We start from the raw sequence: 13139 nt of genomic DNA on the forward strand, positions 1-13139 counted from the left end.
AGCTTCGCTCAACCGTATGCGGACGATGAGCAGCCGTAAGATCTGGATCACCCGCGCCCAGCCGGGCGCCGAGGCCACCGCCGCCCGCGTGCGCGCCCTGGGCCACGAGGCCTTCGTGGCGCCCCTGCTGGAGGTGCGCCCCGTCGAGGGGGTGCAGATCGACCTGTCCGGCGTCTGCGCGCTGGCCTTCACCAGCGCCAACGGCGTGCGCGCCTTCATCGAGGCCACGCCGGAGCGGTCACTGCGGGTGTTCGCCGTGGGCTCGGCCACGGCCCAGGCGGTCCGGGCGGCCGGGTTCAAGAACGTGCTGTCGGCCGACGGCGACGTCGAGGCCCTGGCCGAGGGCATCGCCGCCCGCAAGCGCGACCTCAAGGGCTGCGTCCTGCATCCGGGCGCCGCCGAGCCGGCCGGAGATCTGGTGAGCGCCTTGGAAAAGCACGGGATCGAGGCGCGGCGCCTGATCCTCTACGACACCGGCCCGGCGGAGCTGACCCCCGAGGTGCTGGAGGTCCTGCCGAGCCTGGACGCGGCCCTGCTGCACTCGCCCAAGGCCGCCAAGGTGCTGGCCGACCTGCTCAAGGACCACCCGCTGCCGCAGCTGCGGGCGCTGTGCCTCTCCAAGGCGGTGATGAAGCCGCTTACGCGCGCCAAGCTTTCGGCCAAGGTGTTCGCGCCCTTTCCTCTCGAAGCGGCGCTGCTTAATCTGATAGACCGTTAGATCATGAGCATAGCTCCGGACCCCGTCGAACTTTCGGCCCCCCGGGATCCCGCCTCCTATGGCCGCTCAAGGCTCATGGGGCCCGGGTTCTGGGCCCTGATCGCGTTCGGGGTGCTGTGCATCCTCGCCGGCTTCGGCATCTCCCGATTCGGACCCCAGCTCTTCCCGGTCAAGCCGGCGGCGCCGGCCAGCGCCGCGGCCGTCGCCCCCGGCGCCGCGCCCGCCAGCGGTCCCGCCCCGGTCGAGGCCGCCCTGCCCCTGGCCGCCGAGACCCCGCCGCCGCCGACCTCCGAGGCGGTGATCCGCCTCACCGAGCGGATCGACGCCCTGGAGGCCGAGCAGTCGCGCACCGCCGAGGCCGCGGCCTCGGCGCTCGCCGCCGCAGCCCTGATGGAGGCGGCCCAGACCTCCCGCCCCTTCGCCGACGAACTGGCCGCCCTCGACGCGGTCTCGCCCCCCTCGGCCGAGCTGCGCGCCCTGCGCCGGATCGCCGAGCGCGGCGCCCCCAGCCGCGCGGCCCTGGCCGCCAGTTTCCCCGACTACGCCGCCCGCGCCGCCGGCGCCGCCCGCGCGCCGGGGGAAGGGGCCGGCCTCGGCGCCCGCCTGGCCGCCGCCCTGTCCCGCGTCGTCACCCTGCGCCAGGTGGGCGACGTGCCGGGCACGGGGATCGACGCCCTGCTGGCCCGGGCCGAACGCCAGGTGGAGGAGGGCGACCTCGACCACGCCCTGAAGACCCTGGACGGCCTGCCCCCGGCCGGCCGCGACGCCATCGCCCCCTGGCGCGCCGCCGCCGAGAACCGGGCCGACATCGACCGCCGCGTCTCCGCGGTCCGCGTCCAGGCCCTGGAGGACCTCGCCCGGCTGGCCCGGAGCGGGGCATGATCCGCACCGCCATCGTCATCTTCCTGGTGGTGGCGACCGCCACCGCCATCCTGGCCGTCACCGGCGAGCCCGGCCACGCCAGCATCGTCTGGCTGGGCTGGCGGGCCGACATGACCGCCGCGGCCATGGTGCTGATCACCCTGATGGGGGCCTTGGGCGCCATGATCGGCTGGCGGCTGCTCCTGTGGGTGATGGAGGCCCCGCGCCGGGCCGAGCGGGCCCGGGCCGACGCCCGCCGCCGCCAGGCCAACGAGACCCTGACCCGCGGCTTCCTGGCCGCCGCCGCCGGCGACGGCTCCGAGGCCCGCCGCCTGGCCCTGAAGGCCGCCGACCTGGCCGACGAGGCGCCGGGCCTGGTCCGGGTGCTGGCCGCCCAGGCCGCCGAGGCCGCCGGCGACGCCATCGCCGCCCAGGCGGCCTATTCGGCCATGCTGGGCTTCCCCGAGATGCGGCTGGCCGGCCACAAGGGCCTGATGCAGCTGGCCCTGGCCCAGGGCGACAAGCCCGGCGCCCTGCGCCACGCCGAGCAGGCCTTCGGCCAGGGCCGCACCGCCCGCTGGGCCTGGCGCGCCCTGCTGGAGGCGCGGCTGGAGGCCGGCGACTGGGACGGGGCCCTGGACCTGGTGAAGACCGCCCTCGACCGCAAGATCGTCTCCCCCATCGTCGCCGAGCGGGCCCGCGCCGCCCTGCTGGCCGCCTCGGCCGCCCAGCTCGAGACCTCCCTGGACCCCAAGGCCCGCGGCCAGGCCGCCGACTACGCCGTGGAGGCCGCCAAGCTGCAGCCCGGCTTCGCGCCCGGCGTGGTGATGGCCGCCCGGCTGCTGGCCGTCGAGGGCAAGGCCAACCGCGCCGCCCAGGTGATCGAATCCGCCTGGAAGGTGGCGCCGCACCCGGCCCTGTGGCTGGCCTATCGCGACCTGAAGACCAGCGAGACGCCCCGCCAGAGGGCCGAGCGGCTCAGCGACCTGGCCCGACTCAATCCCGACGCCCGGGAGAGCCGCATCCTGTTCGTCGAGCAGGCCCTGATCGGGGGAACCCCGGCCCGCGCCCGCGAGGCGGCCAAGACCCTGGAGGCCGAACCGGTCACCGCCCGCATCGCCGGCCTGATGGCGCGGGTGGCTTTCGCCGCCGGCCAGCCGGACGAGGCCCGGGTCTGGATGGCGCGCGGGGTCGGCGCCCCGCAGGAGGCCGACTGGAGCGATCTGGACCCCGAGGGCCAGGCCTTCGCCTACCAGGCCGCCGACTGGGCGCGGCTGACCGCAGCCTATGCCGAGACCGGCGAGCTGATCCATCCGCGCCACGAACGGGCCGAGCGGACCATGAGCGAGCTGCCGGAACTGCCCATCGCCTATGCCGACAGCGCCCCGTTCCTGCACGCCCACGAGGCCGCCCCGCCGCCCTATGAGGGGGATGAGGGCCTCTATGACGACGAGCCGCCGGAGCCCCCGCCGCCCCCGCCGGTGGGTCAGAGACGACCGCAGGCCCGACGCCGCTTGGCGAGCGCGCCGAGAGCAGCTAAATAGGCGCTCCCGCGCGGACCGGTTCGCCGATCCACGAGGTTTAGGCCGCTTTAGCTCAGCTGGTAGAGCACATCATTCGTAATGATGGGGTCAGGTGTTCGAGTCACCTAAGCGGCACCACCCTTCCTTCCGATCCGCAAATCCAGGCGTCCCCGCCCGCGGCGAATCACGTCAGGGATTTCCCACCCCCCGCGACGGAATCGGCACATGGACGACCCCCGGCACATCCGGCTGATCTCCCGGCTGTCCATGGACTATGTGATCTCGATCTACAGCGCGGTCCTGCGCGGCGGGACCCACGACCCCCTCGACGCCCTGATCCTGTCCACCGTGGCTGTGGCCAATGTGGCCCACCTCAGCGCCGACCCGGCCCAGTCCCTGCGGTATGGGGCGATCGACCAGCCCGAGCCCTTCGAGATCAAGCGGCCCATCAGCCGCAACGCCGTGGCCCTGTCTCTGGGCCTCTCCTACGAGACCGCGCGGCGGCGCATCCAGAAGCTGATCGACGCCGGGTCCCTGATCGACACCGAGGACGGCCTGGTGGGGGCCAACGAGACCCGCAATCCGGAGATGGTCCTGGCCATGGCCAAGCAGAACGCCACCCTGCTCAAGCGCCTGGTGCGGCTGATGCGGGAGTCCGGCGTCGAGGTCTAGCCCCGGCGGACCAGGACGGCGCCCATCCAGGCGTCCTCCACCATCAGCTTGACGCCGTTGCGCTCGAGGGCCTGGGCCAGGCGCTGCTGTGTGGTCCCGTGGGCGGGGCGGCCGTTCTCGAACTGGGAGATGGTGGTGAAGGCCACGCCCGACTTCTCGGCCAGGTCCTTGAGGCTCCAGTCGAGCAGGGCGCGGCCGGCGCGGCAGCATTCGGGGGTCAGCATGGAACCGGTCTCCACGGCGAATTCCGCTGATTCTAGGCGATGAGCGTTAAAAATTCACCGCCGATCGTGGGGGCCTTGCGGCGCGGCGTCGCGCGCGGCTTGCCCCGGTTGGGCAAGAGGCCTAGTTCGGACCCCGACGCGGCGCCTGTCGCCTGCAGATCCCGAAGCGCCGCATGACCGACGAACCCCGCCCCCGCAAGATTCTCAGCCTGAAGAACCCGCCGACGCGGCCTCTGGGCCCGGAGCCGATTCGTCCCAAGGCGCCGCCGCCCCCGCCTCCGCCGCCGGTTCAGACCTTCGCCTGGAAGTGCAAGCCCTGCGGGGCCGGCTTCAATGTGGGCGATGAGCTGGCCGACGACGTGGTCATCCGCTGTCCGTCCTGCAACGCCAAGATCGGCCTGGTGGGAGACTTCCGCGCCGATCCGCCGCCGGCCAAGCTGAGGGCCCGTCCGGTCAAGCCGGGCTAGCCGAATCCACTAGAGACTCGCGGCGACCTCGCTCATCACCGGCCCGATCTCGTCGTTGAGCACCAGGTCGGCCAGGTCGTCCAGGTCGGTGGGGTCGCGGTTGACGATGGCCAGGGCCGCCCCGTTGCGCTTGGCCACCTGGGGCAGGGCCGCGGCCGGATAGACCACCAGGGACGACCCCAGCACCAGGAAGAGGTCGCTGTTGAGGCTCTCGCGCTCGGCGCGCTTGAGGACGTCGGGCTTGAGCGGCTGGCCGAAGGAGATGGTGGCGGTCTTCACGATGCCGCCGCAGGCCTGGCAGACGGGCAGCTCGTCGGTGGCCACGAACCGCGCCTTGAGGTCCGCCAGCTCGTGGCGCAGGCCGCAGTCCAGGCAGGTGGCGTAGCTGGCGTTGCCGTGCAGCTCGATGACGCGGGCCGGCGGGATGCCGCTATCCTGGTGCAGGTTGTCGACGTTCTGGGTGATGACGCTGGAGAGCTTGCCCTGCTCCATCAGCCGCACCAGGGCGTAGTGGCCCTCGTTGGGGGCGGCCCCGACCCAGCCGGCGCGGCCGGAGAAGGCTCGCGTCCAGGCCTCCCGGCGCTTGTCGGGATCGGCCACGAAGTCCTGGAAGTTGATCGGGGTCATCTTGCTCCACACCCCGCCCGGGGACCGGAAGTCGGGAATGCCGGATTCCGTGGAGATGCCGGCCCCGGTGAAGGCCACGATGCGTCGGGCCTCGCCGATCAGGGCGGCCAGGTCCTGGCGGGGATTGCGTGTCATCGGTCGAGGTTAGGCGCGGCGGGCGCGCGGGCGCAACCCGACCGGCCCGCGCAGGTTTCGGTAACCTTCGCTGTTAATAAAATCGAGTGGGTTCCGTGGGATAAGGCGATCGAGGTTGAGCAGGCCTCGTCGGCAGCGCGCCCAAAAAGGGCGCCGCGCGGCGAGTTCGACCCTCGAAGGCAACGCTTGGGAGAATTCTAAGCATGGACCGCTCGCATATTCCCCAGCCCGGCGCGGAGCTGATCTCGATCCGTATCGGCGACCAGGCCTACGCCATCGACATCATGGCTGTCCGGGAGATTCGCGGCTGGACCGCCGCCACGCCCCTGCCCCACGCCCCGCCCCACGTCCTGGGGATGATGAACCTGCGCGGCGCCATCCTGCCGGTGATCGACCTGGGCTCGCGCCTGGGCCTGGGCCCGGCCGAACCCAACGCCTCCTCCGTGGTGGTGGTGGCCCAGATCGGCGAGGCCCAGGTGGGCCTGGTGGTGGACGCGGTCTCCGACATCCTCACCGTCACCGAGGGCCTGATCCAGACCCCGCCGGACGTGGGCACCTTCGACTCCCTGCAATACGTCAACGGGGTGATGACCACCGACACCGGCATCGTCAGCCTGCTGTCCCTGGACAATGTCCTGCCGGCCGAGCCCATCGTCCTGGCCGCCTAGGCGCCCTGCCCGCTTTTTACGCGCCGTCTGAAAAATTCTGCCTGCACAACGGGCAGAGTCTGCTGTAGCCAGGGCCCCAGCTTGGGGACTCGGGGGAGCGGGCATGACGGTTCGGACGCTGGCGCGGTGGGGCGCGCTGATCTTGGGCGTGGCCCTGGCCTCGCCGGCCCTGGCGCAAGGCGCCGCGCCAGCCATCGATCACGGCGACACCGCCTGGGTGCTCAGCGCCACGGCGCTCGTCCTGTTCATGACCCTGCCGGGCCTCGCCCTCTTCTACGCCGGCCTGGTGCGCGGCAAGAACGTGCTGTCGGTGATGACCCACTGCGTGGCCATCGCCTGCCTGGGCTCGGTGCTGTGGTTGCTGGCCGGCTACAGCCTGTCCTTCTCCGGAACCGGCCCGCTGATCGGCGACCTGGCCAAGCTGGGCCTGGTCTCGGTGGGCCGCGACGCGGTGGTGGGCAAGTTGCCGGAGAGCGTCTTCTTCGCCTTCCAGATGACCTTCGCGGTCATCACCCCGGCCCTGATCGTCGGGGCCTTCGTCGAGCGCATCAAGTTCTCCGCCGTCCTGCTGTTCTCCGGCCTCTGGCTGCTGGTGGTCTACGCCCCGGTCTGCCACTGGGTCTGGGGCGGCGGCTGGCTCGCGGGCCTGCACGTCATGGACTATGCCGGCGGCCTGGTGGTCCACGCCACGGCCGGGGTCTCGGCCCTGCTGATCGCCTGGCGCCTCGGCCCGCGCGACGGCTTCCCCCGCGACCTCTCGCCGCCGCACAATCCGGGCATGACCATGATGGGCGCCGGCATGCTCTGGGTCGGCTGGTACGGCTTCAACGCCGGCAGCGCCCTGGCCGCCGACGGGAACGCGGGATCGGCCCTGATCGCCACCCACCTCTCGGCCGCCACGGCGGGCCTGGTCTGGGCGGCCATCGAGTGGAAGCGGTTCGGGCGTCCCAGCATGGTGGGCCTGGTCACCGGCGTGGTGGCGGGCCTGGCCACCGTCACCCCGGCCTCGGGCTTCGTCGGCCCCCTGGGGGGCGTGATCCTGGGGGCCGCCGGCTCCCTGGTCTGCTACCAGGCCGTGGACCTGGTGAAGCACCGCCTGAAGATCGACGACAGCCTCGACGTCTTCGCCGTCCACGGGGTGGGGGGCATCCTCGGAACCTTGCTGGTGGCGATCCTGGCCAGCGCCGGTCTCGGCGGGGCCGGCTATGCGCCGGGCATGACCATGGGGTCCCAGGCCCTGACCCAGATCCTGGGGGTGGCCGCGGTCTGCGCCTGGTCGGGGATCGCCACCCTGGTCCTGGTCTTCCTGGTACGCCGCACGACGGGCCTGCGGGCCACCGACGATGCGGTGGACGAGGGCCTGGACATGTCGGCCCACGGCGAGCGGGCCTACAATCCCTGAAACCTCACGGGGCGGGCTTGGGGCCGAAGGCGGCCTCGAAGTCCGCCTCGGTGGCGGACTCCACCTCGATCATCTTCACCCGCGCGGTCTCGCCCGAGGCGATGCGCAGGGCCGACTTGGGCCGCTTCAGGGTCTTGGCCAGCAGGACGAGCACCGCGGCGTTGGCCGCGCCCTCGGCGGCCACCGTGCTCACCCGAACCTTCAGATAGGGCCGGCCCTCGGGATCGGTCGCCCAGCCCTCCACCGCGTCACGGCCGCCCTTGGGCGTGACCCGGACGGGCAGGCGCATCAGCCCATCAGGGCGACGAGGGGCCCGAACGCCATCGGCAGCAGGTAGGCCTTGATGCCCTGCAGGATCAGCAGGACGATGATCGGGCTGATATCCACCCCGCCCAGCGGCGGAATGATCCGCTGGAACGGCGCCAGGATCGGGTGCGTCACCGCGTCCAGGAACTTGGCGATGTTGTAGACCACCTGGTTGCGCAGATTGATCACGTCGAAGGCCACCAGCCACGAGATGATGGCGTTGGCGAAGATCGCGAAGATCAAAAGGCCCAGGAGCGAATTGACGATGAAGTAGAGGAAGCTGCCCATGGCCCCGGTTTAAAGGGGCTCCTGTGTCGCTGGCAAGGCGCTGCGTCGTCGTCGCGCATTTCTGCGGCTTGACACGAGGGGTCCGAAAACGCTTATTCCGCGCCTCCTGGGGCCGTAGCTCAGATGGTAGAGCGCCTCGTTCGCAATGAGGAGGTCAGGGGTTCGATTCCCCTCGGCTCCACCAGGAACCTTCCGACAGCCTGATCGGGCCCGGCGCGCCTTGCCGCCCGGGACCAAGCCTGCCACAACCGGGCGGCCAGCGTTGGGGGGCGGATGGTCTTCTCGTCCATCATCTTCATCTTCTATTTCCTGCCCGTCTTCCTGCTTGGCTATTACGTCAGCGGCTGGCGTACGGGCGCCCTGCTGGTCGGCAGCGTGGCCTTCTACGTCTGGGGCGAGGGGGCCTATGTCCTCCTGCTGCTGGCCCTGATCGGCGCCAACTACGCCGGGGCCCGCGCCCTGGACCGGGCCCAGGCGCCCGCGCGGCGCCGCCTGATCCTGACCGCCATGATCGTGCTGGATCTGGGGGTCCTGGCCTGGTTCAAATATGCCGGCTTCCTGGCCCACACGCTCAACGAGATCCTGCCCGGGGCGCCCCTGCCGGAGCTGACCCACCGCCTGCCGCTGGGCATCTCCTTCTTCACCTTCCAGCTGATCAGCTACGCCGTCGACGTCTGGCGCCGCGCCGTGCCGGCGGAGGCCTCCCTGGCGCGGTTTTCGGCCTATATCCTGATGTTCCCGCACCTGATCGCCGGGCCCATCGTCCGCTACGCCGACATCGCCGAGGAACTGCACGCCGACCGCCGGGGGTCGGGCCGGGTGGGGCTGGGGTTCCAGTACTTCATCGTCGGCCTGTGCCAGAAGGTGCTGATCGCCAACACCGTGGCGCCCGTGGCCGACCACGCCTTCGGCCTGCCGCCCGGGACCCTGAGCGCGACGGCCGCCTGGCTGGGGACGCTCGCCTACACCCTGCAGATATACTTCGACTTCTGCGGCTATTCCAACATGGCGATCGGTCTGGCCTTCATGCTGGGCTTCACCTTCCCGAAGAACTTCGACCACCCCTATGCGGCGACCTCGCTGACCGACTTCTGGCGGCGCTGGCACATGTCGCTGTCCTCCTGGTTCCGGGACTATGTCTACATCCCGCTTGGGGGGAACCGGGGCGGCCAGACCAGGACCGTCCGCAACCTGCTGATCGTCTTCTTCCTCACCGGCCTGTGGCACGGGGCGGCCTGGAGCTTCATCGTCTGGGGTCTCTATCACGGGGCCTTCCTGATGCTGGAGCGGTACGGCCTGGACCGGGTCCTGGCCGCCGCGCCGCGGCCCCTGCGCCATCTCTACGCCGTGGCGGTGGTGATGGTGGGCTGGGTCTTCTTCCGCGCCGCCGACCTGCCCCAGGCCCTGGCCTATCTGGCGGCGATGTTCGATCCGCACGGCTTCAAGCCCCTGGGGGTGGCCCTGCGTCACCTGCTGGACACCGAGGTGATCGCCGCCTTCGTGGCCGGCGCCGTCTTCGCTGTCCCGACCCTGCAGGCCCTGATGGGGGGGTTGAAGGCCCGGCGCTCCGACGCCCCCTCGCCTCGCCTGGCGGCCCATCTGGACACCCGCGGCGCCTATGTCCTGCCCACTCCGGTCCTGGCGGCGGGCTTCGTGGTCAGCATCGCGGTCCTGGTCAATTCGACCCTCAATCCGTTCCTCTATTTCCGGTTCTGAGGCGATGGACACCCCGATCCCGCGCCGAGGCCTGATCGCCACCATCCTGGTCCTGATGGCCGCCGCCTTCCTCCTGCCCCACCTGGCCAGGCCGCCCCAGCTGCAGGAGGGCCGGGTCCTGGCCGGGCCGCCGGCCTGGACGGGGTTGGCGGGCCTGGACGACCTGCGCCACCGGACCGACGCCTATGTGGCCGATCGCTTCCCGGCCCGGCCCTTCCTGATCGGTTCTCTCAACCTCGCCCGCCTGCGGATCGGCGACAGCGGCTCCGACCGGGTGCTGGCCGGGCGCGACGGCTGGCTGTTCTACAACGACGGCTCGCGCCTGGGCCCGGCCCGGGGCGTGGGGGCGGTGGACGACGCCCAGGCCGCCGAGTGGCTGCGGGGCCTGTCGGGCCGCGTCGAGGCCCTGCACGGCCGCCCCTATCTGGTGGTGGTCCCCCCGGCCAAGGAGACCATCTATCCCGAGCTCGGCCCCGCCTGGTATTCGGGCCCCAATCCTGGCCGGACCAGCCTGCGCCTGGCGCAACTGGCCGCCCGGACCGAGCCCGGCCACGTGGTCCACCTGCACGACGCGGTGGCGGCGGTGAAGGCCGCGGGCGTCCCGGCCTTCAGCCGCCACGACACCCATTGGACCGGCGACGCCGCCTATGCCGGCTACGTCCAGATCATGGCCCGCCTGCGCGCCCAAGGCGTGGCGGCCCAGACCCGGCCGCTCAGCGACTTCCGGCCGGTGGTGAACGGGGTCAATCCGCCGCGCGACCTGGCCCTGATGCTGGGGGTGGCCAGCTTCGTGCCGATCCACTACCGCGGCTATCTCGATCCCGCCGCCGCCGGCTACCGGACCAGCTGGCTCTCCGAGCGCCGCGGGTGGACGGCGCCCCAGCTGGTGGACACCGGCCAGGCGGGCAAGCCCACCCTGCTGCTGACCCGGGACTCGTTCTCAAACGCCCTGACGCCCTTCCTGCTGGGGCACTTCAGCCGGGTGATCCTGACCCATATCGACGACGGCTTCTGGCGCCAGGACCTGATCGACCGGTTCCATCCCGACGTCGTCATGCTGGAGGTCCAGGAGCACGGCCTGGGCTTCGTCATGCGCGGCTCGCCGGCGGTGTCGGAGGCCGCCGAGGCCCGCATCGAGGCCGCCCTGCCGCGCGCCCCGGCCCACGGCCCTCTGGCGCCCTCGGCCCCGTCCCGAGGGCGGTTCGCGCCGGTGGCGCGGGCCGGCGCCGCCTTCGCGGGGCTGGACGCCGCGGTCCCCACCCCGGGCTGCAATGTCGACCAGGCCCTGATGGACGCCCGCGGCCTGGTGGTGGCGGGCTGGATCTCGGACCTGTCGGTCAAGGCCAGCCCCACCGAGGGCGCCGTACGCCTCAGCGGCGCGGCCGGTGACTTCCTCCAGCCCCTGGCGATCGACCAGGCGCGGCCCGACGTGGCGGCCGCCTTCAAGCGCCCTGTCGCCCAGCCCAGCGGCTTCTCCACCAGCCTCAGCGTCGAGGGCCTGCCCGCGGGGACCTACGGCCTGCGGGTCTATCGCCGCGCGGCGTCGGGCTGGATCGGCTGCCAGGGTCCGCAGGGGTTGGTGCGCCCCTGAGCCCAACGGCTTGTTCATCCGGCAAGGCTAGGGTCGCGCCGCGTCCGGCCAAAAATCCGCCCGAACCGGTGTCTAGCTTGACCCGTTGCGGGGCGGGCGGGTCTTTCCGGTCGTCTCCGCGTTGAAGACCTCGCGCACCCTACCTAAGGTGGGCGTCCAACCCAGAAGGCCCGCCCTTGTTCTCTCGCCTGTTCGGCCGCAAGACCCCGGAAGCTCCGCCCTCCACTGGCGGGCGGCTGGTCTACGCCGTCGGCGACATCCACGGCCGGCTCGACGCCTTCGATCCCCTGCTGCACGCCATCGCCCAGGACGTCCTGGACTCGGCGCCGCAAGAACGGCCGATGCTGGTCCTGCTGGGGGACTATGTGGATCGCGGCCCGGCCTCGGCCCAGGTCATCGATCGCATCCTGAGCCTTCAGGCCGAACCCGCCTTCGAGGTCCGGGCGCTCAAGGGCAACCACGAGGAAGCCCTGTTGCAGTTCCGCGACGAGCCGGGCTTCGGCCAGACCTGGGTGGAGCATGGCGGGTCGGCGACGCTCGCCTCCTACGGCGTCCAGCCCCCGGCCACCCGCACCGACCCCGAGGCCTGGGAGACCGCCCGCCTGGCCTTCGGCAAGGTCCTGCCGCCGGCCCACACCCACTTCTATGAAAACCTGGAGCTGATGCTGACCGTGGGCGACTACGCCTTCGTCCATGCCGGCGTTCGGCCCGGCGTGCCCCTGGAGCGCCAGGTGGAGCGGGACCTGTTGTGGATCCGCGCGGAGTTCCTGCAGTCCACCGCCAAGTTCGAGAAGATCATCGTCCACGGCCACACCCCGATGGAGGAGCCGCAGATCACCGGCCGCCGGATCGGGGTCGACACCGGGGCCTATGCCACCGGCCTGCTCACCGCCGTGCGGCTGGACGACAGCGGGCACCGCATCCTGCAGGGCCGCGCGGTGCGTTCGGCCGCCTAGAGCCTTTTAGGGCCAGATCTGGCCCGTTTAAAAAGGCTCTAAATTCCAAAAGGTTGAGCGCGCCGGGCGGGTTAACCGGCTTCCACTTAACCCTGGCGCGCTCTAGCCCAGGATCCGGTCCACCGCCATGCGGCGATAGCGGGCCTCGATGAAGGCGAAGAGTCCGAAGGCCACCAGACCCAGCGCCACAAGGGTCAACAGGGCGTCGCCGAAGGGCTGGCCCTCCAGCAGTTGCAAGGCGCCGCCCATGCCGGACGCCTGTTCGCTGCGGGCCTTGATCCCCGCCGCCAGCATCAGGGCGCCGATGGGCAGGAAGGCCAGGCCCCGCCCCAGATAGCCGGCGCGGCCGACCCAGGGCGCCCAGGTGCGGACGGTCTCGTCGCAGGCCAGGGGCTTGCAGAAGTCCCGGCCGAAGACCTGGACGATATTGCCCACCCCGGCCCCCAGGATGAACAGGCCCGCCGCGGCGATCAGCAGCTCGCCTCCGGGCAGGGCCAGGATCGCGGCCACGGCCTGCCGGGTCTTGGCCTGGTCGTCGGCCTCGGTGAGGTCCTCCAGGGCGTCGATCAGGCCGAACACCGAGACCGCCAGGGCGCCGTAGACCACTCCGCTGATCGCCTGGCCGATGCGCGATCCGATGGCCCGCAGGCTGGTCCCCTGACGGTCGGCGTCGAACACCGACTGCAGCAGGCGCCAGCCGGCGAAGGCGTAGAGCCCCAGGCCGGTGAGCCAGAGCAGCACCACGCCGAAGGGCCAGTGCGCCCAGGCTTCCAGCGCCCCGCGCGAGCCCTGCGCCCGGGGGGTCAGGTCCAGGGCGGCCAGGACGGCCATGCCGCCGATGCTGAGATAGATGAAGCCGCGGGCCAGATAGCCCGCCCGGCAGGCGAGTTCGGCCAGGGCCGGCCAGGGCGCCTGGACGATCCAGTCGCGCACCTGGGCGAAGGCGGTGGCCGAGGGTTCATTGGCGGTGGTGGTCACGACGAAC

The 13139-nt window shown here is 71.7% G+C and carries 15 protein-coding genes and 2 tRNA genes; 12 read left to right on the plus strand and 5 right to left on the minus strand.

The annotated features are described in order from the left end of the window. Positions 1–25 precede the first annotated feature (25 nt). The 5 genes from ACO06I_RS16960 (at position 26) to ACO06I_RS16980 (ending at position 3774) form a co-directional block, all read left to right on the plus strand. Positions 26–718 (plus strand): uroporphyrinogen-III synthase, encoded by a 693-nt coding sequence (locus tag ACO06I_RS16960; RefSeq protein WP_421933798.1) that lies wholly within the window; start codon positions 26–28, stop codon positions 716–718. A 3-nt stretch (positions 719–721) separates the two neighbouring features. Next, on the plus strand, positions 722–1600 hold the full coding sequence (locus ACO06I_RS16965) for a COG4223 family protein (protein ID WP_421933799.1): 879 nt from the start codon (positions 722–724) through the stop codon (positions 1598–1600). Further along, positions 1597–3123 (plus strand): heme biosynthesis protein HemY, encoded by a 1527-nt coding sequence (locus ACO06I_RS16970; protein WP_421933800.1) that lies wholly within the window; start codon positions 1597–1599, stop codon positions 3121–3123. Before ACO06I_RS16965 ends, ACO06I_RS16970 begins: the two co-directional genes overlap by 4 nt. Positions 3124–3164: 41 nt before the next feature. Continuing rightward, positions 3165–3240: transfer RNA gene (locus ACO06I_RS16975), tRNA-Thr, on the plus strand. An 87-nt stretch (positions 3241–3327) separates the two neighbouring features. Beyond that, positions 3328–3774, plus strand: a complete 447-nt coding sequence (locus ACO06I_RS16980) for a hypothetical protein (RefSeq protein ID WP_421933801.1) — start codon at positions 3328–3330, stop codon at positions 3772–3774. Here ACO06I_RS16980 and ACO06I_RS16985 read toward each other — a convergent pair. After that, positions 3771–3998, minus strand: a complete 228-nt coding sequence (locus tag ACO06I_RS16985) for a helix-turn-helix domain-containing protein (RefSeq protein ID WP_421933802.1) — start codon at positions 3996–3998, stop codon at positions 3771–3773. The two genes, ACO06I_RS16980 and ACO06I_RS16985, sit on opposite strands and share 4 nt — an antisense overlap. Before the next feature lie 173 nt (positions 3999–4171). On the opposite strand from ACO06I_RS16985, the gene ACO06I_RS16990 reads away from it, so the two are divergent. Then, positions 4172–4465: a hypothetical protein gene (locus ACO06I_RS16990; RefSeq protein ID WP_421933803.1), complete on the plus strand. Its 294-nt coding sequence runs from the start codon at positions 4172–4174 to the stop codon at positions 4463–4465. 9 nt (positions 4466–4474) lie between these two features. Here ACO06I_RS16990 and ACO06I_RS16995 read toward each other — a convergent pair whose 3' ends face one another. Further along, complete coding sequence (locus tag ACO06I_RS16995) at positions 4475–5227, minus strand: SIR2 family NAD-dependent protein deacylase (protein ID WP_421933804.1); 753 nt, start codon at positions 5225–5227, stop codon at positions 4475–4477. A gap of 203 nt (positions 5228–5430) precedes the next feature. Here ACO06I_RS16995 and ACO06I_RS17000 point away from each other — a divergent pair, with 203 nt between their 5' ends. Together ACO06I_RS17000 and ACO06I_RS17005 are read left to right on the plus strand one after the other, a co-directional pair. Next, the gene (locus ACO06I_RS17000; RefSeq protein ID WP_421933805.1) at positions 5431–5895 is read left to right on the plus strand and encodes a chemotaxis protein CheW; all 465 of its coding nucleotides are present in this window, start codon (positions 5431–5433) and stop codon (positions 5893–5895) included. Positions 5896–5998: 103 nt separating this feature from the next. Next, entirely contained in the window at positions 5999–7297 is a 1299-nt protein-coding gene (locus tag ACO06I_RS17005) for an ammonium transporter (protein ID WP_421933806.1), read from the plus strand. A gap of 4 nt (positions 7298–7301) precedes the next feature. Here ACO06I_RS17005 and ACO06I_RS17010 read toward each other — a convergent pair whose 3' ends face one another. Together ACO06I_RS17010 and ACO06I_RS17015 are read right to left on the minus strand one after the other, a co-directional pair. Further along, a complete protein-coding gene (locus tag ACO06I_RS17010; protein WP_421933807.1) occupies positions 7302–7586 on the minus strand; it encodes a DUF167 family protein in 285 nt (94 codons plus the stop codon). Then, the gene (locus ACO06I_RS17015; protein ID WP_421933808.1) at positions 7586–7891 is read right to left on the minus strand and encodes a YggT family protein; all 306 of its coding nucleotides are present in this window, start codon (positions 7889–7891) and stop codon (positions 7586–7588) included. The genes ACO06I_RS17010 and ACO06I_RS17015 overlap by 1 nt, the downstream gene beginning before the upstream one ends. A 108-nt stretch (positions 7892–7999) precedes the next feature. Between ACO06I_RS17015 and ACO06I_RS17020 the strand changes: the two genes are divergently transcribed. From ACO06I_RS17020 to ACO06I_RS17035, 4 genes are all read left to right on the plus strand, one after another. After that, positions 8000–8075: transfer RNA gene (locus tag ACO06I_RS17020), tRNA-Ala, on the plus strand. Positions 8076–8164: 89 nt separating this feature from the next. Further along, a complete protein-coding gene (locus tag ACO06I_RS17025) occupies positions 8165–9607 on the plus strand; it encodes an MBOAT family O-acyltransferase (RefSeq protein ID WP_421933809.1) in 1443 nt (480 codons plus the stop codon). A 4-nt stretch (positions 9608–9611) separates the two neighbouring features. Then, a complete protein-coding gene (locus ACO06I_RS17030; protein ID WP_421933810.1) occupies positions 9612–11198 on the plus strand; it encodes an alginate O-acetyltransferase AlgX-related protein in 1587 nt (528 codons plus the stop codon). A 176-nt stretch (positions 11199–11374) separates the two neighbouring features. Next, positions 11375–12154, plus strand: coding sequence for a metallophosphoesterase family protein (locus ACO06I_RS17035; protein WP_421933811.1), 780 nt, complete (start codon positions 11375–11377; stop codon positions 12152–12154). A 102-nt stretch (positions 12155–12256) separates the two neighbouring features. Here ACO06I_RS17035 and ACO06I_RS17040 read toward each other — a convergent pair whose 3' ends face one another. After that, a complete protein-coding gene (locus tag ACO06I_RS17040; protein WP_421933812.1) occupies positions 12257–13132 on the minus strand; it encodes a DUF1206 domain-containing protein in 876 nt (291 codons plus the stop codon). Positions 13133–13139 lie beyond the last annotated feature (7 nt).

The organism is Phenylobacterium sp., assembly GCF_965229015.1.
Classification (GTDB): Bacteria; Pseudomonadota; Alphaproteobacteria; order Caulobacterales; family Caulobacteraceae; genus Phenylobacterium.